Source organism: Aquitalea pelogenes (assembly GCF_041914625.1).
GTDB classification, from domain to species: domain Bacteria; phylum Pseudomonadota; class Gammaproteobacteria; order Burkholderiales; family Chromobacteriaceae; genus Aquitalea; species Aquitalea pelogenes.
Map to the genome: position 1 here is coordinate 1 of NZ_JAYSDA010000039.1, position 24,383 is coordinate 24,383.

Annotated in this window: 20 protein-coding genes; 16 read left to right on the forward strand and 4 right to left on the reverse strand. The window is 54.8% G+C overall.

Annotated features, from left to right (window positions below; translation table 11 throughout):
• The 4 genes from ACE3SE_RS20510 to ACE3SE_RS20525 all read left to right on the forward strand — a co-directional run.
• A partial coding sequence (locus tag ACE3SE_RS20510) for a VENN motif pre-toxin domain-containing protein (RefSeq protein WP_374557891.1) occupies positions 1-1,433 on the forward strand: 1,433 nt, incomplete at its 5' end.
• A complete protein-coding gene (locus ACE3SE_RS20515; protein ID WP_045848939.1) occupies positions 1,430-1,678 on the forward strand; it encodes a hypothetical protein in 249 nt (82 codons plus the stop codon). The genes ACE3SE_RS20510 and ACE3SE_RS20515, both read left to right, overlap by 4 nt.
• 41 nt (positions 1,679-1,719) lie before the next feature.
• The gene (locus tag ACE3SE_RS20520; protein WP_374557893.1) at positions 1,720-2,412 is read left to right on the forward strand and encodes a hypothetical protein; all 693 of its coding nucleotides are present in this window, start codon (positions 1,720-1,722) and stop codon (positions 2,410-2,412) included.
• Between the two features lie 484 nt (positions 2,413-2,896).
• Positions 2,897-3,430 carry a hypothetical protein gene (locus tag ACE3SE_RS20525; RefSeq protein WP_374557895.1) on the forward strand — a complete coding sequence of 178 codons (534 nt, stop codon included), beginning with the start codon at positions 2,897-2,899 and terminating at the stop codon, positions 3,428-3,430.
• Positions 3,431-3,490: 60 nt separating this feature from the next.
• Here ACE3SE_RS20525 and ACE3SE_RS20530 read toward each other — a convergent pair whose 3' ends face one another.
• Positions 3,491-3,733, reverse strand: a complete 243-nt coding sequence (locus ACE3SE_RS20530) for a hypothetical protein (RefSeq protein WP_374557897.1) — start codon at positions 3,731-3,733, stop codon at positions 3,491-3,493.
• Between the two features lie 494 nt (positions 3,734-4,227).
• Here ACE3SE_RS20530 and ACE3SE_RS20535 point away from each other — a divergent pair, with 494 nt between their 5' ends.
• The 5 genes from ACE3SE_RS20535 (at position 4,228) to ACE3SE_RS20555 (ending at position 9,015) form a co-directional block, all read left to right on the forward strand.
• Entirely contained in the window at positions 4,228-6,132 is a 1,905-nt protein-coding gene (locus tag ACE3SE_RS20535; protein WP_374557899.1) for a hemagglutinin repeat-containing protein, read from the forward strand.
• Positions 6,120-6,719 carry a hypothetical protein gene (locus tag ACE3SE_RS20540; RefSeq protein ID WP_374557901.1) on the forward strand — a complete coding sequence of 200 codons (600 nt, stop codon included), beginning with the start codon at positions 6,120-6,122 and terminating at the stop codon, positions 6,717-6,719. Before ACE3SE_RS20535 ends, ACE3SE_RS20540 begins: the two co-directional genes overlap by 13 nt.
• Before the next feature lie 3 nt (positions 6,720-6,722).
• Positions 6,723-7,109, forward strand: a complete 387-nt coding sequence (locus ACE3SE_RS20545; RefSeq protein ID WP_374557903.1) for a hypothetical protein — start codon at positions 6,723-6,725, stop codon at positions 7,107-7,109.
• Between the two features lie 614 nt (positions 7,110-7,723).
• The gene (locus tag ACE3SE_RS20550) at positions 7,724-8,650 is read left to right on the forward strand and encodes a hypothetical protein (RefSeq protein WP_374557905.1); all 927 of its coding nucleotides are present in this window, start codon (positions 7,724-7,726) and stop codon (positions 8,648-8,650) included.
• A gap of 128 nt (positions 8,651-8,778) precedes the next feature.
• Positions 8,779-9,015, forward strand: coding sequence for a hypothetical protein (locus ACE3SE_RS20555; RefSeq protein ID WP_374557907.1), 237 nt, complete (start codon positions 8,779-8,781; stop codon positions 9,013-9,015).
• A gap of 489 nt (positions 9,016-9,504) precedes the next feature.
• Here ACE3SE_RS20555 and ACE3SE_RS20560 read toward each other — a convergent pair whose 3' ends face one another.
• On the reverse strand, positions 9,505-9,702 hold the full coding sequence (locus tag ACE3SE_RS20560) for a hypothetical protein (RefSeq protein WP_374557908.1): 198 nt from the start codon (positions 9,700-9,702) through the stop codon (positions 9,505-9,507).
• Between the two features lie 2,325 nt (positions 9,703-12,027).
• On the opposite strand from ACE3SE_RS20560, the gene ACE3SE_RS20565 reads away from it, so the two are divergent.
• Both ACE3SE_RS20565 and ACE3SE_RS20570 read left to right on the forward strand, forming a co-directional pair.
• Positions 12,028-13,350, forward strand: a complete 1,323-nt coding sequence (locus tag ACE3SE_RS20565; RefSeq protein ID WP_374557911.1) for a UDP-glucose dehydrogenase family protein — start codon at positions 12,028-12,030, stop codon at positions 13,348-13,350.
• Between the two features lie 50 nt (positions 13,351-13,400).
• Positions 13,401-14,522, forward strand: coding sequence for a sugar phosphate nucleotidyltransferase (locus ACE3SE_RS20570; protein WP_374557913.1), 1,122 nt, complete (start codon positions 13,401-13,403; stop codon positions 14,520-14,522).
• 80 nt (positions 14,523-14,602) lie between these two features.
• Here ACE3SE_RS20570 and pta read toward each other — a convergent pair whose 3' ends face one another.
• Together pta and ACE3SE_RS20580 are read right to left on the reverse strand one after the other, a co-directional pair.
• Entirely contained in the window at positions 14,603-16,681 is a 2,079-nt protein-coding gene (pta, locus tag ACE3SE_RS20575) for a phosphate acetyltransferase (protein ID WP_045847973.1), read from the reverse strand.
• A 25-nt stretch (positions 16,682-16,706) separates the two neighbouring features.
• Positions 16,707-17,900 (reverse strand): acetate/propionate family kinase, encoded by a 1,194-nt coding sequence (locus ACE3SE_RS20580; protein ID WP_374557915.1) that lies wholly within the window; start codon positions 17,898-17,900, stop codon positions 16,707-16,709.
• A gap of 666 nt (positions 17,901-18,566) precedes the next feature.
• Between ACE3SE_RS20580 and ACE3SE_RS20585 the strand changes: the two genes are divergently transcribed.
• From ACE3SE_RS20585 to ACE3SE_RS20605, 5 genes are all read left to right on the forward strand, one after another.
• Complete coding sequence (locus ACE3SE_RS20585; RefSeq protein WP_374557917.1) at positions 18,567-19,676, forward strand: aromatic ring-hydroxylating oxygenase subunit alpha; 1,110 nt, start codon at positions 18,567-18,569, stop codon at positions 19,674-19,676.
• A gap of 67 nt (positions 19,677-19,743) precedes the next feature.
• Entirely contained in the window at positions 19,744-20,271 is a 528-nt protein-coding gene (locus ACE3SE_RS20590; protein WP_045847984.1) for a hypothetical protein, read from the forward strand.
• A 34-nt stretch (positions 20,272-20,305) separates the two neighbouring features.
• The gene (locus ACE3SE_RS20595; protein WP_374557919.1) at positions 20,306-21,175 is read left to right on the forward strand and encodes a DMT family transporter; all 870 of its coding nucleotides are present in this window, start codon (positions 20,306-20,308) and stop codon (positions 21,173-21,175) included.
• 145 nt (positions 21,176-21,320) lie between these two features.
• On the forward strand, positions 21,321-21,677 hold the full coding sequence (locus ACE3SE_RS20600) for a SpoIIAA family protein (RefSeq protein ID WP_045847976.1): 357 nt from the start codon (positions 21,321-21,323) through the stop codon (positions 21,675-21,677).
• A 59-nt stretch (positions 21,678-21,736) separates the two neighbouring features.
• Positions 21,737-24,052, forward strand: a complete 2,316-nt coding sequence (locus tag ACE3SE_RS20605; protein ID WP_374557921.1) for a Tex family protein — start codon at positions 21,737-21,739, stop codon at positions 24,050-24,052.
• The last annotated feature ends 331 nt before the right edge of the window (positions 24,053-24,383 follow it).

The following is a 24,383-nucleotide window of genomic DNA, read 5'->3' on the forward strand; positions in this document are numbered from 1 at the left end:
GCAGTACGCTGCTGAGCAATGTCATGAGCAATCTGGCTGCCAATGCACTGGGTAATGCCGGCTTGCCGAAAAATAATGACGAAAGCAGCCAGACCAAGAGCGTTATCAGCCCCGCCAGCGTCACCATCAGCAGCGGCGAGGCAGCAAGCAAGACCGCTGCCGACACCCTCACCAGCCGTGACGCCAGCACCGCCAACGGCGCGCTCACCAACAGCCTGACGCTGCAACAGGCTCAGCAACTGCAGCAACAGCTCAAAGACACCCAAGACACGATCAAAGCCGCCCAGATCATCGGCAACATCGGCCGCGACATCACCAACAGCATCAGCCAACAAAAACGGGACGAGGCCGATAAAATATTGGCAACCTCCAGCGACCCGGCAGACCGGGCCGCCGCCCTGGCGATGAAACAACAATACGGCACCGGAGGCGACTTCCAACGCGCCGGCCAGGCCATCAGTGCTGCTATCCAGGGCTTGGTAGGCGGTGACATGAAAGGGGCTGTCACCGACGCTGCCGCGCCCTACCTGGCCCAAGTGGTCAAGCAGATGACCACCGATGCCGACGGCAACACCAACCTGGCCGCCAACGCCATGGCCCACGCCGCGCTGGGCGCACTACTGGCCGCCGCCAAAGGCCAGAACACCACTGCGGGCGCAGTGGGAGGCGGCATCGCTCCCATTACCGCAGACTTGGTGATGAACCAGCTCTACCCCGGCAAGACAGTAGCCGAGCTGAACGAAGAGCAGAAACAAACCGTGGCAGCCCTCACCACCCTCACCGGCACGCTGGCGGGAGGCTTGAGCACAGGCAATTCGGCAGGAGCGGTGACGGGTGGGCAGGTGGCGAATAATGAGGTGTGGAACAACTCACTTTCCGTATCAGATCGAAAGAAACTAAGCTCGGCAGCAGATCAATGTATTAAAAATCCAATGAGTAATCAGTGTGGCGTGGCAAAAGAATTACTCAAAAAGAACTATGACGACAGTCTGGAAAATGCAAGAAAAAATGGCACACCACTGCCTGTTGATTTAAAAATAATGACTGCGCAGTATTTTTCCGCCAGAAAAGCATCATTAAGCTACAGCTTTTTAGATGAAAACCAAAGTTATACCGCTTCGCTTCAGGCTGCCTATGGAATAGGGGGTCAGGTTATATGGGATAGTAAAGGTGGGTGGTCAGTGTCCCCTGTTGTTGGTCAAGGTATAAGTGGTTTTTGGGGGATAACCACAAATCACTATGGTTCTCCAAGTGGAATTCAGTCTCAAGTATCTGCAAATGGTGGGGCTCTTGTCTCATTCGGATCGACAACAGGCGCAAGTGAAAGTGGCCCATTTCTCCAGTCACAATTTGGAATTGGGCTTGGTGAATTCGTGGGCTCAAAGATACAAGGTGGATTTTCAATTCCAGTCAAAAATGGAGAAAATAAATGATTTTTATTTTATTAATTTTGATAATTATATTTGGAGCACTTTTCCAAAAGAGACTGTGTGAGATTACTGGTGAAGATTTTCATTGGCTTTGGGCACCAGATCATACAACATCATCAAAACTACATATCGCATTATTTTTTAAATATTTAAAATACAAAGATGAAAAACTCAATTTTTATGGTGTAATTGTTCAGTTATTGATGTTGTTATTGGTTGTTTTTGCATTGATGGATATAGTGCATTAATTAATGCGACTCATTATAAGAGCCCCGCAGCGCAATCTGACTTGAATATTGCGTTTAATCGTGCACAAGACTTGGCCAGCGGTCGCGCCAACTACAACACCGGAGCCAGTTCTGCCTTCACGGTGCAAGGTATTACACCGGGACAAGCCTATGCCACCTATGAACAGCAAAACCAGAAAAACTTCCTGGTGTTGGCTGGTATTGCAACCCTGCCTGCCGGAGGCTATGGCATGTTTGGCCCGGCAGTGGGCGATGCCATGCTGGTATCAGGGGGTGTTGCCGGTGGTTTTGATGCAGTAGGTCAATATGCGCAAAATTGCGCACAAGGTAATTGCAAAGTAAGTTCAATCAATCCGGTGCAATCTTTGTTTGCCGCGAATACGGCGATGGTGGCGGGGCCTGCTATTGGACCATTGGGAACATGGGGTGCAAGAGTGACTAATACATCAGAAATTTGGAATGCGATATTTGTTTCTGGCGTTGCAGGTGCGGGAGTTGGTTATGTAAATACTAGTTTTAATAATGTCTACAACGAAAAATATGATAATCCATTAATTTCGGCAGGATATGGTTTAGGTGGAAGTGTTCTTGGGGCTTTTTTTGGTCAGGCAGCATTGCGGTGGACGGGCTCGGTACTTAATAGTAATGGTGTCAATAATGCCATCTCAAATTTCCCGTCATTTCTACCAACGCCATCTGTTGAGAGTGAAAAATCTCAGCCAGGAATAAAGTGAAAAATATTCTCATAAAAATAGTGGAGTGGAGTTATATTGCAATTTCATGGCCATTTATATGGTTCATAAAGCGTGCGATTTCCCCTAGGCGGTTTCATCATCTGTTGATGGGGCTTTCAATTTCACTTTATATGTACTTGTTGAATAATTATAGTTATGAAATGGGTGAGTACTTGTGCATAAAGACAGGCTGGTTATTTTGCAATGACAATCCACCAACTAGGCCGGAGTTAGTTGCGTGGCGTAATATGTATGGCGTTCCTCTTTTTATTGCATGTGGCTTATTGTTTTTTGGGAGATTTATTAAGTATATAGCAAAGGTGAATCGTCGCTTAAATATGGTGCCCGGCTCAAAGCAAAGGAGGAAGTGTATGAGTAGACGTTGGCTTTGGTGGCTGTGAGTGGTGTTGTTTGAAATGGTTTTATTTTCGAGTGAAACCATTCGTTCATCTCAGCTTCTCCATTTCAGTGAGACCCCGCAAACATGCAAACCCAACACACTCTTGTTTTACTCGCACTGCTTTCAGTCCTACTCACCGGCTGTCAGTCCGTCGGCGTGCAGTATCGCTTTCCCAGCGCGATGGAACCTTCTGCCGAATTGCAAGGCAAGGAGGGTGGCATGATCAATACCTTTGATGCCGAAGGGTGTTACGTAGGCCGTACCAGCGTGACTGACAAGGTCCGTTTACGGGCAGGCGAGCCGGTGGTGCTGGCGTATGAGGTGGTGCTGAATGCATCGACGTACAACACCATGTATAACATTCCGCCAATCACATGCACGCAATTGTTCCGCTTTACGCCGCAGGCGGATGCGCACTATGTATTGCGTGGTGACATTCGCTATGTGAATGGCAAGAACTTGTTTGGCAAAACCATTGCCATTCCTAGTTGTGAGGCTGGTTTGAAAATGCGTCTGCAAGATGGTGCATTAATCGATGTACCTGTCACCTATCTGGGCTTGCAGCGCAAACGCTGGAATTGCCTGCAAGCTTTTCCGCTATTGGATAAAACCCCTTAAACCCATTGCCCGGCTATCCATCAGGCAGCCGGGCTGTTCTGCACGGGTGACTACGCGGGTTTAAGCCAGCAATTGCTGTTGTTGCTGTTGCAAACCCAGCAAGCCCTGCATCAAGTGATTGCGATAGGCATCAGACGGGTGCAGGGCCAGCAAGGCCAGCACCGCCTCCAGCGTCTGGGCCTGCTCCCGCAATGCGGATTCCAGCTGGGCAAAGCCATGTGCCAACTCCTGCACCGGGCTGCGCAGCGCGGCAAAGCGGTCCTGCTGGAGCATGGCTTGCAGCAGGACGATGTGTTGGCGCATCTGAGGTAATACAGCAAGGGGTGGGGGATCAGTTGTCAACATGGCACTCCCTCGAAGTAAACCGTTGCGGGAGGTGCGGACAAATAGATGAGAAATGGCATATCGGCTCCTGATTAAGGTAAGCCTGCCCCCCGACGCCAATCGGGGGTGGCAGGCACATGGCAGGATTGGCGTACCGTAATCAGGAACGGCGCCTCGTAAGAGGCTCCCACCATGGCCCGCCATAGAAGACGTGCAATGGTGTACGGACGCGACAAAGCATGGGCTTTGACCAAAGTCCGTCTGATTACAGGACGCCAATCCCGATGCCGCTATTGAACGGCACGGAGGGGATTATCTAGTGCAGCGGGTGGGAAGGCAAGAAACACAGGCGGCAGGCTGGGGGCTAAGGCAGGGCAGGGTGATTGGCTGAATGAGCATAGCCAGCAAAATGTCATCACCATTTGTGAATGCGTTGATAGGCCAACCAACATGACATTTGCACAATGCGGCCTATGTGTAAAACCAGACGTTTGCTGATAGCCCATAACACCGACCGCACCGCCAGCCAGCACAGCGAGAAAAAATCCGGCCTGATGGGCAGCGGCGGCTTTGGCATCACCATCGGCAGCCGCGCCCAAGGCCAGGACGGCAGCACCCGCACCACCCAGGCCGTCGGCAGCACCGTAGGTGCCATCTCCGGCGATGTCACCCTCAGCGCCGGGCAGCAATACACCCAAACCGGCAGCCAGGTACTGGCTACTGGCGTCAATGGCGTCGGCGACATCAGCATCCAGGCCAAAGACATCGCCATCACCGAAGCACGCGAAACCACACAGAGCGTCAGCGACAGCTGGTTCAAGCAAAGCGGCCTCACCCTGGCCCTCTCCAACCCCGTCCTCAACGCCATCCAGACCGCCGACCAAATGACCAAGGCCGCCCGCAAAACCAGCGACAGCCGCATGAAAGCCCTGGCTGCCGCCAGCAGCGGCCTGTCCGGCTACGCCGCCTACACCGCCATCCAGGAAGGCCAGGGCAGCACCATCAACGGCAAGGACAACCAGATCCTCACCCGCGAAACCAGCCCCGACGGCACCCCAAAAACCCGCGACGCCAACGCCGCCGACAAAGCCGGCGGCATCAATGTCAGCCTCTCGGTGGGCAGTAGCAGCAACAAATCACACAGCGAATCATCGTCCGATACCAGCGCCGCCAGCCACGTACAAGCCGCAGGTAATCTCAGCCTGCACGCCAGCGGTGCCGGTGCCGACAGCAACATCCTGATTCAAGGCAGCGACCTGGCCGCCGCCAAAGCCATCACCCTCAATGCCGACAACCGCATCCAGCTGCAAGCCAGCCAGGACCAAGACCAACAACACAGCACCAACAGCGGTCGCAGCGGCAGCCTGGGCATCAGCTTCGGCAGTAACGGCCTGCTATTCACTGCCAGCGCCAGCAAAAACCGCGGCCACGCCGACGGCGACAGCATCAGCTACCACAACAGCCACCTCAATGCCGGCGACAGCATCAGCCTTACCAGCGGCGGCGACACCACCCTCAAAGGCGCCGTTGTGGCTGCCCCCAGCGTACAAGCCAATGTCGGCGGCCATCTCAGCATCGAAAGCCTGCAAGACAAAGACCACTACGACAGCAAACAAAACAGCGTGGGCGGCAGCCTGTCCATCGGCTACGGCATGATGGGCGGCAGCCTCAGCCTGAGCCAAAGCAACATCAACAGCGACTACCTGAGCGTCGGCGAACAAAGCGGCATCCTGGCCGGCGACGGCGGCTTCCACGTCAAGGTCAAGGGCGACACTACCCTCACCGGCGGCGTCATCAGCAGCACCGAACAAGCCATGCAAGACCACAACAACCAGTTTGCAACAGGCGGCCAGCTCGCCATGACCGACCTGCACAACCAGGCCGACTACAACGCCAGCAGCAGCAGCCTCAACATCGGCACATCGATGAACCTGCAAGGCATGTGGAGCCCGTCCGGCACCGGCATCGGCTTTGGCAACGACAGCGGCAGCGCATCCAGCGACACCCGCAGCGGCATCAGCGGCATCGCCGGCAACAGCGCCGCCCGCACCGGCGACCCGCAAAGCGGCATCCAGCGCATCTTCGACGCCGACAAAGTGCAGCAAGACATCGACGCACAAACGCTGATTACCCAAACCTTTGGGCAGCAGGCGAGCGATGCCATTGCCAGAAGAGCCGATATCCAGCGCAAGCAGCTACGGGAAAAGCTCCTGCAAGCACAGACAGCCGAAGAAAAAGCAGCACTGCAACAAGATATTTATGATGCGACCATGCAAGAGCGCGCATTGAATATTTTGGTAGGCGCACTGACAGGAAATGTAGGCAGCAGCATTACCAAAGAAACCTTGTCTGTTGCAGCAGAAAAATGCGGGCATTGATGGTCGAAGATTCAGCCAAATTCAAAGGGGTTACGGATGGAGAGAAAACGTATACCAATTTATCCGCAGAAAGTGTCGGGGTAAAAGATAGTGGAGAAAAGCTAGGCGGTACACGCTGGGATCTGGATGAATTGTGTGGGGTAGATAACAGTCGCTGTAAAACTACGGAAGATGGAGGGTTAAGATTTGATCAGCAAGGGAAAGTGCAATTTAATCCAGATGCTGCTGGGGTAAATAGTTTGGATGAATATCTTCAAACAGAACAAGGCAAAAAATTGGCAGGTGCTACCGGTGGCATACAAGGTGTAAAGGGAACATTGTTTGGTGTGCCATATGCGCCCGGTAGCTGGCAGGATAAGCTGATTGAGGCGTTTGCTGGTCCCCACGACATGATAGGAGGGAAATTAAGTGGTTTGTATGATGAGCAAGGGAATGCAAAGAGGGGTAGAGATCCCGTTGTGCAAAAAATTCAAGATACGTGGAGTGCAACGGGGGCCATTTTGGTATCCGCTCCATTTGCAATGGCAGAATATTTACCGCCAGAAGTGTGGAATGCATTGTCAGTCATATTGAAGAATGCGAGGTAGTAAATGAAGTGGACGGGACTGCTGTCTTTAATTGTTCTATTGAGTGGGTGTGTTATAGGGAATGGACGGATTTGTGGGTTTCAAACGCCTGCTTTGCATTGTGATAAGGAGGCGTATGAAGCAGCTTTGCATCCCAAGCCATTTGTTGAACTGTGGGATAAGGTTGGTGCGACATCAGAGGATAGAGTGAAAGATTGGATTTCATGTGGGGGTCGAAAAAATGGTGGAGTTGGTTTTGATACTGTCGGAAAAATTCTACCTGGTGAAAGTGATCAATCAGCATACGAAAGGTTGGAGCGAAATTTTTATAGTTGCTTGATTAAAAAAGGATATAAATATAGTGGGTGTACTAAGGAATTCTATAAAGACAAGCCAATTTGTCGTGGTTGAGGAGGCGTCGAGGCACAAGCGCTGATTGTCCAAACATTTGGGTAGTAGGCCAAAGGTAACGCAAAGAGGGGTAGAGGTGATGCAGAGAAAATATCTCAAGAAGTATGGTCTGGGGTGGCTATTCCGATAGCAGCACCGTTCGCGGCAGCAGATGCATTACCACCACAGGTTTGGAATATTATTTACGAAATTTTAAAAGGTGCATGATGAGGTATTTTAAATTAGTAGTATTGGTATTCGTTGGTGGATGTGGGGTTGGTGGCTACTGGATGAATGGGAATCCATTTTCGGATAAAAGTGCCGCGCGATTTGTTGATCTATGGGGCAAGGTTGGTGCGACATCGGAGGAGAGAATGAAAGATTGGCTTGCATGTGGTGGGTATGTGGATGGTAATTGCAGCTTGCAAACAGAAACAATTCTTCCTGGTGAAAGTGATCAATCAGCATGCGAAAGGTTGGAGCGAAGTTTTTATAGTTGTTTGATTAAGAAAGGATATAGATATAGTGGGTGTAATAAGGAATTCTATAAGGGCAAGCCAATTTGTCGTGGTTGAGGAGAAATCGACGCACAAACGCTGATTACCCAAACCTTTGGGCAGCAGACCAGCAGTGCGGTGGGGAAATACGCCGAAACCCAGATCAAACAAGCCAATGCACTGATCGAACAAGCCAAACAAGCCCACGCCGACGGACAGGAGCAACAAGCCCAACAACTGCTTGCCCAAGCCGAACAAATCAATCAGGACTGGGGCGAACAAGGCAAACTGCGCATTGGCCTGCACACCGTCATCAGCGGCCTGACTGGCGGCGCAGCCGGTGCCGCAGGCAGCCTGACCGGCAGCCTCAGCGCAGTCGAAGCCAGCCGCCTGCTCAAAGAAAACGGCATCACCCAGGAAAACAACCCGGCCTTGTACAACACCCTAGTTACGCTGGCCAACAGCGCAGCGGGTGGGGTGGTGGGAGGTACGGCAGGCGCAGGGACTGCATTTAATGAGGTGACGAATAATTGGTCATTTACAGAGAAGGAAAACGAAGCCTACAAAAAAGCTAAAGCCGAGTGTGGACCTGCCAATAAAGCTGCATGCGATACCAAAAAATCATTGGAAGATCTCAGTTTTAAACGGCTGGCTGCGTCAGAGCCGCTGAAAGAGTCTCATCCAGAGGCGGTTCTTTTACTCCCTGTAGCAGGAGGAGCGACTGTCTCCGCTCAAGCCACATTAGGAAGTAAGGCGATTGGCAGCATTCTAGGAGCGGGAGTGAATGCTGGATATCAAGCCAGTACGTTACAGCCGGGACAGAGTATGGACTGGAGCAGCGTATTAATGGGTGGAGCCGCTGGCTGGTGGACGACGGGTGCTTCGCGGAGTGGAACGGTAGGGTTTAATACCTTGACATCTTATGTGGGGTCTGTAGCTCAAGGGCAGGATGCTGGTCCTGGTATGGCTGGTCCTGTAATTGGTAGCATCATTGGGTATAAAGCTGGTGTTATTGTGAAAAATAAATTGAATGAAATTGTAAATCCTTGGTATCGCCCGATATAGGTAACGACAGGTCCTTACGGAATTAAGGGGTTTAATGGAGCAAGTACAGTTCCTGAGAATTCTGGGACTGTGTTTGGTAATGTGTTTCAAGAGTACAGTAATAATGAGGTAGTGAAAGGAGTTTCTCCGTGAGGAAAATTTTTCTAAAAATAATATATTTTATTCGCATTTTTATTTTGTATGAAATAATTTTCGGAATTTTCGGTATTGTTGGGATTTTTTTAAACTCAATTGCATTGCAGGGGCTTGGATATAGTGTGGCAATGCCGGATGGCGATGATGTGGTAAAAAATTTTATATTTTTCTCTGAACTTTCATTAGTGATGGCTGTTTTGCAATGTGTCTTTTCAAGAAGTAGGAAGTGATTGTATCTAAGGTGAGTTAAATATTAATTTATTTCACTCTGTTGAGTTTGGATGTGCTGCCAGTGCTTTATTCGCTTAATTTGTTGGTGAGGATTTTTATCATGTCTATGGAAGATGGTGATAATTAAATGTGGTGTGGTACTCCTGTATTTGCGATGTCATCCGCAGGGTATTCTAATATTATAAAGAAAGGACGGTAATTGGCCACTCATAACATGACGAAATGTGATGAGCTAAATAGAAGACAGAAAAGGGTTATTTATATTGACACTATGTTCAGTAATTGTGGCTGTATTTTTATATGCGGCACTTTCGGGGAGTGAAAATTTCAACAAGAAACCATCACCCAAAGTGCAATCGTCTAACTGAATAGGTTTTACGAAACTGCCCAGTAAGATGACTTCAAGGTAGAGCTGCAAGTCACTAGCTTCCTTATGTGCCGACAAAGTCGCCTGCAAAGGCAAGCTAAGCTGCCTGAGCGCGGTAGAACTAAAATACGGCCTGATCAGCGGCAAACAGAACGTCGGCCTGCTGGTTGGCATCGGCGGCGGCATCGGCCTGCAAAGCTACCAACAGGTCGAAAACGTGGTGGACATGGTAGCCAACTGGAGCGACACCCAAAAAACCCTGGTTGTCCTGGTCAACGACCCCGCTTTCCGCAGCAAGGTTGGCGACAGCATTGTGCAAGACTACCGCCAACGTGATGACCAAGGCCTACAATGATGGCGGCTGGGACGGCTCCGTCACCGCCGGGGTAGAATCCGGACGACTGGCAGTGGATGTGGTAGGTGCCGCGACTGCCGCGATGGGTGCGGGTAAAGTGGCGGTCACCGCAGCCAAGGCCGGGGCCAATGTGGCGGGGCAGGCGATTGCTAACTTGGCTGCAAAGTCTGCTGTTACTACAAATGGAGCAGCTATAAGCTCGATGCAAGCAGCAAAGCGGTCCTGCTGCAACATGGCTTGCAGCAATACGATGTGTTGGCGCATCAGGGGGAGGACGGGTGCGGTGGCTTGGTGTGTCATGCGCTGCGCCCTCCCGTTGGTTGGCATAGGGAGGAGGCGGCAAGCAAGTAAACAGGGAAAATCATGAATGGTCTCCTGGAATGTTTACCTGCCGCCCGACGCCAATCGGGGGTGGCAGGCACATGGCAGGATTGGCGTACCGTTCCAGGAGCGGTGCCTCGTGAGAGGCTCCCACCATGGCCCGCCATAGAAGACGTGCAATGGTTACGGACGCGACAAAGCTTGGCCTTGTGCAAAGTCCGTCTGGAACGGGACGCCAATCCCGATGCCGTTATTGAACGGCACGGTGGGGATTATCTAGTGCAGCGGGTGGGAAGGCAAGGAACACAGGCAGCAGGCTGGGAGGCTAATGCAGGGCAGGGTGATGAGTTGAATTGGCTTGGACAGCAAAATGTCATCAACCTTTGTGAATGCGCTGATAGGCCAGCCTGCGTGGCATCTGCACAATGCGGCCTATGTGTAAAACCAGACGTTTGCTGACCGGCGGCAGCACCGACAGCTACGTCAGCCAGCATAGTTAAAGCAAATCTGGCCTGATGGGCGGTGGCTTGGCATCACCATAGGCAGCACCCGCATCATGTGGATCGTTGGCAGCACCGTTGGTGCCATCTACTGCGATGTTACGCAGCAATACAGCCAGCTGGCAGGAGTCTTCTGGTCGCTGGCGTTCATGCTTTTGGCATCAGCCAGATAGCGGGGGTGGGGAAGTCTGCACATGACCCGTATGCGTACCAGGCAAGTGAATGCCGATATGGTGCGGCTGCATGCAATGCTTGTCATGGCCGTGCTGGCAATACGCACAAGTTCCGCAGTTGTCTAATGGAAAACCAGTCTGTTCTGCAGCAAAGGCACTGTAACTGCATCCTGCCCGACAGCCAGCCTCGTGCCTAACGGCCCGTGTCTGACGTCTCCAGCGGTTACATGCCACGCTCGTGCATGTCAAATTTCTTGTTGTGAGCGAAGTCGAAATTCCTGATACGAATATGCGAGATACCAGTGTACCGATTGGTGTCGGGACGTCATGATGGCACCATTCTGACGGTTGGCCTGTTCAGCAGCACCGTAGCTATGCGTTGAAAACCATCTTGAGATGGTCGTGGCTCGGTAAGCATGGTGACATCCATCTTGCCCGCCGCCCTGTTGTAGCAGCTAAAACGATGACTCGCAGCCAATGTGCCGATGCCAGACAACGGCAAGAATGCGCTACATGGGTTAAGTGAGGGTATTCAGTGATTTCGCGGTATTATTACGGCTTGTGCGGCAGCAAAGACTGATCTGTCTATGTCTTTTGATAAGTTAGTGCATTGTTGCCTCAAGAAAACTCTGACCGCGTCAGAACACCATATCAGCAGCGTTATGTAGCTGCTTTGGTCGCGTCATGTTGCAGTGGGAAAGGCAATCTTGTTGTAACGCGGTCTGCAGCAAGACTTGGTGTTGATGCATCGGCGCTGGGGGTGTGGGGTGGGCTGGTTCGTCATCGCGTATGAACTACCTTGAGCTCGTGCGCCTTCGAGATGGTTGGTACGTGAGCAAGGCAACGCTCTGGCGGGCTGCTGGAGCGTTCTACTTGGCGTCTGATGTCAACCCCTAAGTTGAAAATTCAGCTGGCCACTATGCTTCACAACCGACCATGAAGTAGTCACTTATTGTGCTACTTGAGTTTAATTATGCTGAAGCAGCATTCGATTATTTTTATTTGGAAGTAATGCCAGGTTTTTTTTATGGATTCAGCCAAAATGTCCTATCAAATCATGGTGCTGCTTTTGAGTGCGTATAATTACGAACTGGACGTTTCATCAATAAATGTGGTAAAGCAACACGTTGAAATGATCTTGACAAGCATCTTGCTTGTATAAAACGATCGCAAGGTTATTTATGCATTAAAATTCTAATTAATTGCCTGCGCATTGATAACATTTTCATTGCAATTGCGTAGATTGGTCATTTTCGGTTTCTCTCTTTTCTCTGCAAAATCATCCATTCAAATCTATGAAAATCACAGTTATTGGTACGGGTTATGTCGGTCTGGTGACGGGCACTTGTCTGGCTGAAATGGGTAATGACGTACTTTGCCTGGATCTGGATGTTTCCAAGATCAAGATTCTGCATGAGGGTGGTATCCCCATTCATGAACCGGGCTTGCTGGAGATGGTGCGTCACAATGTTAAAGCGGGCCGTTTGCGTTTTACCAGCGATATTCAGGAGAGCGTTGCCTTTGGCGATTTGCAGTTCATCGCCGTGGGCACGCCGCCGGATGAAGACGGTTCGGCAGACCTGAAATATGTGCTGGCCGCTGCGCGCAACATTGCCTTGCACATGAATGATTACAAGGTAGTGATTGATAAATCCACCGTGCCGGTGGGTACGGCGGACAAGGTAAAGGCGGTGATTTCGGAAACCTTGCTGCAACGTGGTGTGGATGCCGGCTTTGCCGTAGTGTCCAATCCGGAATTCCTGAAAGAGGGTGCTGCAGTTGAAGACTTCATGCGTCCGGACCGCATTATCGTTGGTGCTGACGACGAGCGTGCCATCAAGCTGATGCGTGAATTGTACGCACCGTTCACCCGTAATCATGACCGCATGATCGTGATGGATGTGCGTTCGGCTGAGCTGAGCAAATACGCTGCCAATGCCATGTTGGCCACGCGTATTTCTTTTATGAATGAGCTGGCTAATCTGGCGGAAAAACTGGGTGCGGATATCGAGCAAGTGCGTATCGGTATCGGTTCTGATCCGCGTATCGGTTTCCACTTCCTGTATGCCGGTTGCGGCTATGGCGGTTCTTGCTTCCCCAAGGATGTGCAGGCACTGATTCGCGCTGCTGAAGAAACCGAGTTGCCGCTCAAGGTTCTGCAGGCAGTAGAGGATGCCAACGATGCCCAGAAAAACGTTCTGTTGAACAAGATCAAGCATCGCTTTGGTGCAGACCTGTCCGGCAAGACTTTTGCCGTATGGGGCCTGGCATTCAAGCCGAACACCGACGATATGCGTGTGGCACCCAGCATTGTGCTGATTGAAGGCCTGCTGGCCTTGGGTGCTGAAGTGGTGGCCTATGACCCGGTTGCCATGACGGAAGCACGTCGCGTATTTGGCGAACGCGCAGGCCTGCGCTATGCCACATCGCCATTGGCTGCTGCGCAGGATAGCGATGCGCTGGCCATTGTCACCGAATGGAAGGAATTCCGCGCCCCCAATTTTGATGCACTGAAATCCGCCCTGAAAAACCCGGTAGTGTTTGATGGCCGCAATATGTATGTGCCAGAACAAATGCGCCAGCGTGGTTTCGAATACGACACCATCGGTCGTCGTTAATCCGGTCAGAATAAAATAATTCGCTCAGAGAGAGTCAGCACATGAAGGCCATGATTTTAGCTGCGGGCAAGGGAACCCGCGTTCGCCCCCTGACCTATGATTTGCCCAAGCCGATGATTCCGATTCTGGGCAAGCCGGTGATGGAGTATCTGGTAGAGCATCTGGTGCGCTATGGTGTGCAGGACATCATGGTTAACGTCAGCTATCTGCATGAAAAGATCGAGCAGTACTTTGGTGACGGCCAGCGCCTGGGCGCGCATATCGGTTATTCCTTTGAAGGCTATGTTGATGATGCCGGTGAGGTGAATCCGCACCCGGTGGGTTCCGCTGGCGGCATGCGCAAGATTCAGGATTTTGGTGGTTTCTTTGACGAAACCACGCTGGTGATTTGCGGCGATGCGCTGATTGATCTGGATATTCGCTCGGCCTTGTTCGAGCACAAGCGCAAAGGCGCGCTGGTGAGCGTGATCACCAAGGAAGTGCCGCTGGAGCAGGTGTCCAGCTATGGCATCGTGGTGACCGATGATGATGGCCGTGTGCGCTCCTTCCAGGAAAAGCCGACTCAGGAACAAGCCCTGTCACGACTGGCCAGTACTGGTATCTACATCATGGAACCGGAAGTGCTTGATCTGATTCCCAGTGACACCTTTTTCGATATCGGTAGTGACCTGTTTCCGCTCATCGTGGAAAAAGGCCTGCCGTTCTATGCCCAAAAGCGCCATTTCAACTGGATTGACATCGGTAATGTGAAAGACTTCCTCACCGTGCAGCTGGATATCCTGAGCGGCCGCGTGGCGCAAATGTATGTGCCGGGTGTGGAAGTGGCAGAGCGGGTATGGGCAGGGCTGAATACCCGTATCGACTGGGACAATATCGAGATTCAGGGGCCGGTGTTCTTTGGTTCTGGTTGCCATGTGGAGGCCGGTGCCAAAATCATCGGCCCGGCCTGGATTGGCCATGGCAGCCATATCTGCAAGAATACCGTGGTAGAGCGTAGCGTGCTGTTTGAATACACCCGTATCGCCGAAGGTTCCAGGGTGCAGGATGCCGTGGTGTATGGCGATTATACGGTGAGCCATTCCGGTGACATCCGCCATATCAGCGAATTCAAGGATAATCTGTGGAATGACGCGCGCGATCGCCGTCTGAAGCCGCGGGTCAATACAGATTAAGACGAACGGGTTCGGAAAGGCCAAGAAAAAGCCCTGCAATCTCATGATTGCAGGGCTTTTTTTGTAGCAGCAAACTGTGTTTAGCGCTTGTCCGCCTGAATGGCCGTCAGGGCGATGGTGTAGACAATATCGTCCACCAGCGCGCCACGCGACAGGTCGTTCACCGGTTTGCGCAGGCCTTGCAGCATGGGGCCGACGCTGACCACACCTGCCGAGCGCTGTACTGCCTTGTAGGTGGTGTTGCCGGTGTTGAGGTCCGGGAACACAAACACGGTGGCGCGGCCGGCCACGGTGCTGTCCGGGGCTTTCTGGCGGCCGACCGACTCGACGCTGGCGGCGTCGTATTGCATCGGGCCGTCGATTTCCAGGTCCGGGCGCTTTTCCTTGGCGATGCGGGTGGCTTCGCGCACTTTTTCCACGTCCGAGCCACTGCCGGAGCTGCCGGTAGAGTAGGAAATCATCGCGACGCGCGGCGGAATGCCAAAGGCGGCGGCGGAGTCGGCGGACTGGATGGCGATGTCGGCCAGGTCTTCTGCGGTCGGGTCCGGGTTGACCGCACAGTCACCATAAACCAGCACCTGTTCCGGCATCAGCATGAAGAACACGCTGGAAACCAGCTTGGCTTCCGGTGCGGTCTTGATCAGCTGCAGGGCGGGGCGGATGGTGTTGGCGGTGGTGTGTACCGCGCCGGATACCAGGCCGTCCACTTCGCCCAGTGCCAGCATCATGGTGCCCAGCACCACATTGTCTTCCAGCTGTTGTTCGGCCATCGGTGCGTTCAGGCCCTTGCCCTTGCGCAGTTCCACCATGGGCTGGATGTAGTTGCCGCGTACTTCATTGGGATCGAGGATTTCAATCGAAGCGGGCAGGGTGACACCCTGGGCTTCGGCAATCTGTTCGATCTCGGCGCGGTTGCCAATCAGCACGCAGTGGGCAATGCCCTTTTCCTGGCAGATGGCGGCAGCCTTGACGGTACGCGGCTCGTTGCCTTCCGGCAGTACGATGCGCTTGCCGGCACGGCGGGCTTTTTCCATCAGCTGGTAGCGGAAGGCCGGTGGCGGCATGCGGTGTTCGCGCGGCGCGCCGACGTTGCGCTTGAGCTTGTCGGCATCCAGATGCTCGGCCACGAAGTCGATTACCCGCTCCATGCGCTCCAGGTCGTCCGCCGGCACCTGGCGGCTCATATTGCTGAGGAAGCTGGCGGTTTCGAAGGTGTTGTGCGTGGTGGACATCACCGGCAGGCCGCTGGTGAAGGCCTGGTGGCACAGTTGCTGGATGCGCGGGTCGGGCAGCGAGTCGCAGGTCAGCAGCAGGCCGGCCAGCGGCACGCCGTTCATGGCGGCCATGGAAGTGCCCAGCACAATGTCTTCGCGGTCGCCGGCGGTGACAATCAGCGCACCGGGCTTGAGCAGGTGAACCACATTGGGCACGGTGCGGGCGGTTACCGCCATGCTGCGCACGCGGCGGCGGCTGATCTGCCCGGCGTGCAGCACACGCGCTTGCAGGTAGTGGGCGACGTCCAGCGTGCGCGGGGCCAGCAGCTCCGGCTCGTTGGGGATGGCACCAATCATCGGCAAGCGGTTTTTGTGCAGCAGGTTGCCGGCTTCCTGGATTTCCATCGCCAGTTGCTGGGCGTCCTGCTCCTTGGACAAGCGGTTCAGGATATAGCCTGCCACGTGGCCGGGCTGGGCGCCAAAGGCTTGTACGCTCAGCTCCAGCTGTTCTGCAATTTCATGGCTGGCCAGCTTGTCGGCAGCGGTCACCAGAATGGTTTGCGCTTGCAGGTTGCGGGCAATCTTGGTGTTGAGGAAGGTGGAGAACACCTGTTTCTGGTCGGGTACCAGGCCTTCCACAATCATCAGGTCCACATTGTGCGAGGCTTGCTGGTAAAGCGAGACCACCTCTTCCATCAACTGGTCGATTTCACCCTGCGACAGCAGGTGTTCCACCCGTTCCATCGCCAATGGTTCCGGCGGGTTCAGATGGCAGATGGCGCGGGCAAAGTGGGTGGAGCGCTCCGGCGAGCTGTCCGCCCCTTGGGCGATGGGTTTGACAAAACCCACGCGCAGGCCGGATTGCTCCAGCGCGCGGATCATGCCCAGCGCTACCGAGGTGAGTCCGGCATCAAAGCCGGTCGGTGCCAGGAAAAAAGTATGCATGCTTCTGACTCTTTCTTGGGCTGCCTCAGACTGACAAGCCCGCCAGCTGGGCGGTGTCCAGGGCAATCATCAGTTCTTCATCGGTGTTGATCACCAGGGCAGGCACGGAGTCGGCGGTGGTGATGCGGCCAGCCTTGCCGCGAATGCATTGTTCATTGGCTGCTTCATCCAGCTGCAGGCCCAGAAAGCCCAGCTGTTTGATCACACGGGCGCGCAGGTAGGACGAGTTTTCGCCAATGCCGCCGGTAAACAGCACGCCGTCCAGTCGGCCCAGTGCCACGGTAAGGGCGGCAATGTGCTTGGCCAGGCGGTAGCTGAAAATATCCAGTGCCAGGATGGCTTCGGGCTTGCCGGCCATGGCGGCGTCTTCCAGTTCGCGGCAGTCGCTGGACAGCTCGGACAGGCCCAGCAGGCCGGATTTCTTGTTCAGCAGGTCGGTGACGCCGTTGACATCCAGGCCCAGTTCGGAGGCCAGGTAGCCAAAGATGCCCGGGTCGATGTCGCCGGAGCGGGTGCCCATCACCAGGCCTTCCAGCGGGGTCAGGCCCATGGTGGTGTCCACGCTCTTGCCACCCTTGATGGCTGCGGCCGATGCGCCATTACCCAGGTGGGCGCAGACAAAGGCGGTTTCTTCCAGCGGCTTGTTCAGCAGACGTGCTGCTTCGCCGGTGACATAGCGGTAGCTGGTGCCGTGGAAGCCATAGCGGCGCACGCCATGCTCGCGGTACAGCTGCATCGGTACGGCATACAGATAGGCCTGCTGCGGCATGCTTTGATGGAAGGCGGTGTCGAATACGGCAACCTGCGGCAGGCCGGGGAATTGCTGCATGGCAGTGCGGATGCCCAGCAGGTGGGCCGGGTTGTGCAGCGGTGCCAGTTTGGCGCATTTCTCGATTTCGGCGATGACGGTGTCGTCGATGACTGCGGAGGCCTTGAAATGCTCGCCACCATGTACCACGCGATGGCCAACGGCCTTGACGCTGTCCAGCAAATCCAGCTCGCGCAGGCGGGCAATGATGGCGTGCATGGCAGCAGCATGGTTGGCTTCGCTCAACGTCTGGCTGTCTTTCTGGCCAGCGTGCTTGAAGCTGATCTGGCCTTGTTCCAGGCCCAGTTTCTCGGCCAGGCCGGTCAGGATGGCTTGGTGAGAGACGGTGTCGATCAGGGCAAATTTCAGCGAGGAACTGCCGCAGTTGATAACGAGAATGCTAGATTTCATAGGCACTGGGATCGTAAATGACAAAAAAGGGGTCCGTGGGGAAAATCACTGCATCAATCCGGTAAATTGGCCATATTAAAGGTTATGACTGTGTCGGCCTGATGACTGGTTGCGCAGCTGACGGGCTCCTCTTGATTTTCCTTTGGTCGGCATGAACCGGGCGGCGATTATCCGGTGCGCCCTGGCGCTCAGCAATAAGGGATTTACCTTGCTCTCGCGCCTTGTTGCAACATGATCTGGCTTGCCATGCCGCTGCTGGTTTCTGCCTTCACCCGCTGGCTGCGGATGTTGGTAAAAGCAGCGAATGGCACCGGCTGTCACGTTTCAGCTTGTCCCTGGCACTTAGGCCGGTTCAACCGTGCGGCGAGTATAGCATACCCATCATCAAGTGCTGATGTTGCTTTGCACAATTTGAGCTAAAGCAATGATTTACATGATGGCTGTTGCTGAAAATGTGCCAACGCCTGCGAAAACGGTCGATATTTTGCCGATGTCGGCTTTCTTCCTGCTAAAAATAGCTTGCCCCCCCTTCCGGGGCGGGGCATAATCCCGGCCTCGAAAAGCAGGGGCTTGGCCCTTGTTTTCATTATTGTTTTGATGGTTCCGTAAACTCGTTTAGCGAGATTCGGCTGGTCTTATATCTTCTTCCACGGAGGTGTGGGAATAATGTCTGATCTGGCTTCTTCGCAGATGCTGCAAGCATCTGCTGCTCAGCTGCCTATCTATACCTACTTTGACCCGGCTCATTACGAGCTGGAGCAAAAACAACTGTTTGCCACTGCTCCGCAGTACTACGGCCATGCGCTGATGGTGCCCAATGAGGGCGACTATCACACGCTGGAATGGCTGGGCCACGGCAAGATGCTCAAGAATGTGGGCGGCGAAATCAAGCTGATTTCCAACGTCTGCCGCCATCGTCAGGCGCTGATCTATCAGGGTCGCGGCAATGGCAACCACATGGTGTGCAATCTGCATGGCTGGACTTACGACGCCGAAGGCAAGCTGCTGGGCGCGCCGCATTTCCCGCAAACGCCTTGCCTGAACCTGAATCAGACGCAACTGACCAACTGGAACGGTTTGCTGTTTGATGCCGGTCGCGACATCGCGGCCGATCTGGCGCAGCTTGGTGTGGCCAAACACCTGGATTTCTCCGAGTTTGCCTTCCATTCGACGCATACCACCGAGTATGACTTCAACTGGAAGACTTTCATCGAAGTCTATTCCGAGGACTACCACGTCGATCCCTTCCATCCCGGCCTGGGCAATTTTGTCGATTGCGCCGAGCTCAAGTGGGAGTGGGGTGCGCAGTATCACGTGCAGACCGTGGGGGTGAAAAACCAGCTGGCCCGTTCCGGTTCGCGCGTGTATGGCAAGTGGCACGAGGAAGTACGCCGCCGCTTTGCCGACCATCAGCCCGAATTCGGTGCCATCTGGCTCACCTACTACCCCAACATCATGGTGGAGTGGTATCCGCATGTGCTGGTAGTCAGTGTGGTGATTCCGCGTGGCCCGGAAAAATGCACCGTCATCACCGAGTTCTACTACCCGGAAGATGTGGTGTACTTCGAGCCGGAATTCGTCGAGGCAGAGCAGGCCGCCTACTTCGAAACCGCCAAGGAAGACGACGAAATCTGCTATCGCATGCATCAGGGCCGTCGTGCGCTGTGGCTGCGTGGCGAGAGCGAAGTGGGGCCGTATCAATACCCCACCGAGGAAGGCATGCAACACTTCCACGAGTTCTATCGTCGCCTGATGGGCGATGCCATGGCTGGCTAAGCCGGGTGTTTCAGTGCAGAATGGCAAAGGCGCGGGTTTCCGCGCCTTTTTCTTTGTCTTGATGACAATGCACTGGCAAAAACATTTACTCATTCTCAGCCTTGGCCTGTTGAGTGCTCAGGCGCTGGCCAGCGGTTATACCGATCCGGCCAGCAAGATCAACTTCACCTTGCCGCCCGGCTGGAAGGTCCGCAGCGTGGTGCAGGAGGGCGTGCGCGTCATCAAGGTGATTCCGCCCAAGGCGGACCAGCGCGAGCGCGCCGCCATTGAAGTCACCCTGCAGGAGTACAAGGCCACCCGCGCCGACAGCCCGGAGCGCCTGCAACGCCGTTATCGACAGGCCGACGGTGATCGCGAGGCTGCCTTGTATGCCCGGCTCAACGCCCATACCGGGCGCTTGGTGACCGAGTATCGCGAAGGTCGTTTCGTTTCCGGACGTTTGTGGATTGTGCGGCATAATCTGCACGTCTTTCTTCCTACGCCGGGCAAGCGCCTGCTGGAGGCGCGCTGTGCTGCCAATGCATCGGAATTCAAGACCTACCGTCATCAGATGGAGTTGATCTGTCTTTCCGCCAACAGTACCCGCAAGCCATGATTTGTATTCCTTGTCTTCCGTGTTGGAGCCAGTCGTGAGTGGGGCGCTGATCGTGCGTTTGCGCCGTGGGCAACTGGGCGCAGGCTGGATGGTGGTGGCTGCCGCCTTTTTTGCCTGGATGGGTGTGTTCGTCAAGGCGGGCGCGCAGCATTTCAACTCCATCGAGCTGCTGTTCTGGCGTACGTTGATTGGCACCGCCATTCTCGGTGCCGGCATCCGCTGGCGCGGACTGTCGCTGTCCACTCCACACTGGCTGGGGCACATCAAGCGCAGTTTTGTCGGCTATCTGTCCATGTCGGCGCTGTTTTATGCGCTCACCCATTTGCCGTTGTCCACTGCGGTGACGCTCAACTACACCTCCTCGCTGTTTTTCTCGCTGATTTGCGTGGTCAAGCTCAAGGACAAGCTGTCCCGCGCAGCGGCGCTGGCTCTGGGGTTGGGTTTTCTGGGTATCGTCCTGCTACTGCGGCCTACCTTCAGCTCGGACCAGTGGCTGGCTGGCGTGGTGGGCCTGCTGTCCGGTGTGTCTGCCGGTTTTGCCGTGTTCCAGGTGCGGGAGCTGGGGCAAATGGGCGAACCGTCGTGGCGGGTGGTGTTCTGGTTTTTCGCCATTGCCAGCTTGTTCGGGCTGGTCTGGCTACTGCTCGGGCCCGGTTTTTCACCGGTGCACGCCGGAAATATATCCGCCTTGCTGGGTGTGGGAGTCTGCGGCATGTTGGGGCAGCTGGCCATGACCATGGCTTACAAGGAAGGGCGCAAATACCTGGTAGCCAGTTTCGCCTATCTCACCGTGGTGTTCTCGGCCTTGCTGGGCGTCTTGCTGTGGGGTGATGCGCTGGGGCCGGATGCGCTGTTGGGCATGGGCTTGATCGTCGGGGCGGGCATGCTGGCAGCGCTGCGCTGAATCATGCCAAAAACATGTCACTCCTTGACGGTTGTCAGCAGAAACTTCCCCGCGGCGCACTAGAATGCAATCATGATCACGCAATTGAAGCTGGCGTGGTTTCATCAACAATAACAGGCAGGACTCACACTTTAGGAGATGCAGCATGATTTCTATCCGCGAACAGGATTATGGTCTGGATGTGGCGCTGTTCAATGAATTCTCGCTGGCAGATTTCAAGCTGTTTGAAGATGCGCTGGTCAAGCGCGTTGCCGAACAAGGCAAGCCGGACGTGCTGCTGGATCTGACCGAGCTGGTGGACTTCACCCTGGATATGGCGGTAGAGGAGGTCAAGTTTGTGCGTGCGCACGAACAGGACTTCGGCCGTATCGCGCTGGTGGTCAGCGATGTGTGGATCAAGCTGGCGGCCCATATTGCCGGCCTGCTGTCGCACAACCACCTGGAGTATTTCGACACGGTGGAAGAGGCGCAAGCATGGCTGGCCCGGCCGGTTGCTGCTTGATTTTGGACTGAATGGCGGTACAGTAGCGGTTTTTGTTCAGCACGAAAGAATAAAAACCGATGTTGAAAAGCATAGCCAGCCGTCTTGCTACTGAACTGGCCGTTCGCGAGAACCAGGTGGCGGCCACCATCGAACTGATCGACGGTGGTGCCACCGTTCCCTTTATTGCCCGCTACCGCAAGGAAGTGACCGGCGGGCTGGATGACACCCAATTACGTACGCTGGCCGAGCGGCTGGTGTATCTGCGTGAGCTGGACGAGCGCCGCGACAGCATCCTCGCCAGCATTCGCGAGCAGGACAAGCTCACCCCTGAACTGACTGCTGCGCTGTACGCTGCCGACAACAAGACAGCGCTCGAAGACCTTTACCTTCCTTACAAGCCCAAGCGCCGTACCAAGGCCCAAATCGCCCGCGAAGCCGGCTTGCAGCCGCTGGCTGACAGTCTGCTGGCCGACCCTACGCAACAGCCAGAAGCATTGGCAGAAGGCTATCTCAATGCCGAGGCTGGTGTGGCTGATGTCAAGGCTGCACTGGACGGCGCGCGTGCCATCCTGATCGAACAGTTTGCCGAAGATGCCGAGCTGCTGGGTCGCCTGCGCGAAAAGCTGTGGAACGAAGGCGAGCTGGCTGCCAGCGTGGTGGCAGGCAAGGAGCAGGAAGGTGCCAAGTTCGCCGACTACTTCGACCATCGCGAAGCCATTCGCGCCACGCCATCCCATCGTGCGCTGGCTTTGCTGCGCGGTCGCAATGAAGGCGTGCTCAGTCTGGCGTTGAAGTATCAGCCGGATGAAACCCCGATTACCGAGCGTTCCGCTTACGAATTGATGATCGCCCAGCGCTTTGGTGTGCAAGACAAGGGCCGCGCTGCCGACAAATGGCTGCTGGATGGTGTCCGTCTGTGCTGGCGTGCCAAGATTTTCCTGTCGCTGGAACTGGAGCTGATGGGCAAGCTGAAAGAAGCGGCAGATGGCGAGGCCATCAAGGTGTTTGCCGATAATCTGCACGACTTGCTGCTGGCGGCACCGGCGGGTCAGCGCGCCACTCTGGGTCTGGATCCGGGTTTGCGTACCGGCGTGAAAGTAGCCGTGGTGGATGGTACCGGCAAAGTGCTGGACACCACGGCCATTTATCCGCACGAGCCACGCCGCGAATGGGACAAGTCCATCGCCATTCTGGGTGTCCTGTGTGCCCGTCACAATGTTGACCTGATTTCCATTGGCAATGGCACGGCCAGTCGCGAAACCGACAAGCTGGCGCAGGACCTGATCAAGGCTTACCCGCAGTTGGGCATGACCAAGATCGTGGTGTCCGAGGCGGGTGCGTCGGTGTATTCGGCTTCCGAGCTGGCAGCCAAGGAATTCCCCGATATGGATGTCAGTTTGCGCGGTGCAGTCTCCATCGCCCGTCGCCTGCAAGACCCACTGGCCGAACTGGTGAAGATCGACCCGAAATCCATCGGCGTGGGCCAGTACCAGCATGACGTCAACCAGAGCCAGTTGGCGCGCGCGCTGGATGCTGTGGTGGAAGATTGCGTGAATGCCGTGGGTGTCGATGTGAATACCGCCTCCGTTCCGCTGCTGACCCGCATCTCCGGCCTGAATGCTACCTTGGCCGCCAATATCGTGGCTTATCGCGATCAGAACGGTGCGTTCAAGAACCGCAAACAACTGTTGAAAGTACCGCGCCTGGGTGACAAGACATTCGAGCAGGCAGCCGGCTTCCTGCGCATCCGTGGTGGCGACAATCCGCTGGACGCCTCGTCGGTACACCCGGAAGCTTACCCGGTGGTGGAAAAAATCGTCGCCAGGCTAGGGCGCGAAGTGAAGTCTTTGCTGGGGGATTCGGTAACGCTCAAGTCGGTCAAGGCAACTGACTATACCGATGAGCGTTTCGGCCTGCCCACCGTTATGGATATCCTGAAGGAGCTGGACAAGCCGGGTCGCGACCCGCGTCCGGAGTTCAAGACCGCCACCTTCCAGGACGGTGTCGAGGACATCAAGCACCTTCAGCCCGGTATGGTGCTAGAAGGGGTGGTCACCAATGTGGCCAACTTTGGTGCCTTTGTGGATATTGGCGTGCATCAGGACGGGCTGGTTCATATCTCCGCACTGTCCAGCAAATTCATCGACGACCCGCGCAAGGTGGTGAAGACGGGTGATGTGGTCAAGGTCAAGGTGCTGGAAGTCGATGTGGCGCGCAAACGTATTGCCCTCACCATGCGCCTGAGTGACGAAGTGGGTGCGACCAATCGTGGGGCCAGGTCTGAAGCTGGGCGTGGCAATGATCAGCGCAACCGCCAGACTCAAGGCCGTTCGCAGCAGCCTGCTGGGGAGTCCGCCATGGCTGCGGCATTTGCCAAGCTGAAGCAGCGCTGATTGCATGCTTGACATATATATGTAAGTCACCAAGCCCGGCTCAGCCGGGCTTTTTGCTGCCTGTGTCGGTGCTGAGACCAGCTTTTTGCGCCAGTTTCCTGCATGGGTCAGTGTCACGATGGACGCCAGTGCGCCGCTGGCTGTGCACCCGCAGCAAAATACTCATGAAACTCGTATTTCATAAAGCATTACCGTTCAGTGACTTAGCGGTCTATGCGACGGAATTTTGGCAAAACCTGCAGATTTCTTCGCACAAAGTGTTGACGAGGGTGGGTCAGGGCGGTATAGTTCGCCTCCTCAGCAGACAACGCAGCGACGGAAACGAGACGCA

Coding starts and splice junctions, on each gene's coding strand:
- ACE3SE_RS20515 (WP_045848939.1), top strand. CDS start 1,430: ATGATTTTTATTTTATTAATTTTGATAATTATATTTGGAGCACTTTTC.
- ACE3SE_RS20525 (WP_374557895.1), top strand. CDS start 2,897: ATGCAAACCCAACACACTCTTGTTTTACTCGCACTGCTTTCAGTCCTA.
- ACE3SE_RS20530 (WP_374557897.1), bottom strand. CDS start 3,733: ATGCGCCAACACATCGTCCTGCTGCAAGCCATGCTCCAGCAGGACCGC.
- ACE3SE_RS20535 (WP_374557899.1), top strand. CDS start 4,228: ATGTGTAAAACCAGACGTTTGCTGATAGCCCATAACACCGACCGCACC.
- ACE3SE_RS20540 (WP_374557901.1), top strand. CDS start 6,120: ATGCGGGCATTGATGGTCGAAGATTCAGCCAAATTCAAAGGGGTTACG.
- ACE3SE_RS20545 (WP_374557903.1), top strand. CDS start 6,723: ATGAAGTGGACGGGACTGCTGTCTTTAATTGTTCTATTGAGTGGGTGT.
- ACE3SE_RS20565 (WP_374557911.1), top strand. CDS start 12,028: ATGAAAATCACAGTTATTGGTACGGGTTATGTCGGTCTGGTGACGGGC.
- ACE3SE_RS20570 (WP_374557913.1), top strand. CDS start 13,401: ATGATTTTAGCTGCGGGCAAGGGAACCCGCGTTCGCCCCCTGACCTAT.
- pta (WP_045847973.1), bottom strand. CDS start 16,681: ATGCATACTTTTTTCCTGGCACCGACCGGCTTTGATGCCGGACTCACC.
- ACE3SE_RS20580 (WP_374557915.1), bottom strand. CDS start 17,900: ATGAAATCTAGCATTCTCGTTATCAACTGCGGCAGTTCCTCGCTGAAA.
- ACE3SE_RS20585 (WP_374557917.1), top strand. CDS start 18,567: ATGTCTGATCTGGCTTCTTCGCAGATGCTGCAAGCATCTGCTGCTCAG.
- ACE3SE_RS20590 (WP_045847984.1), top strand. CDS start 19,744: ATGCACTGGCAAAAACATTTACTCATTCTCAGCCTTGGCCTGTTGAGT.
- ACE3SE_RS20600 (WP_045847976.1), top strand. CDS start 21,321: ATGATTTCTATCCGCGAACAGGATTATGGTCTGGATGTGGCGCTGTTC.
- ACE3SE_RS20605 (WP_374557921.1), top strand. CDS start 21,737: ATGTTGAAAAGCATAGCCAGCCGTCTTGCTACTGAACTGGCCGTTCGC.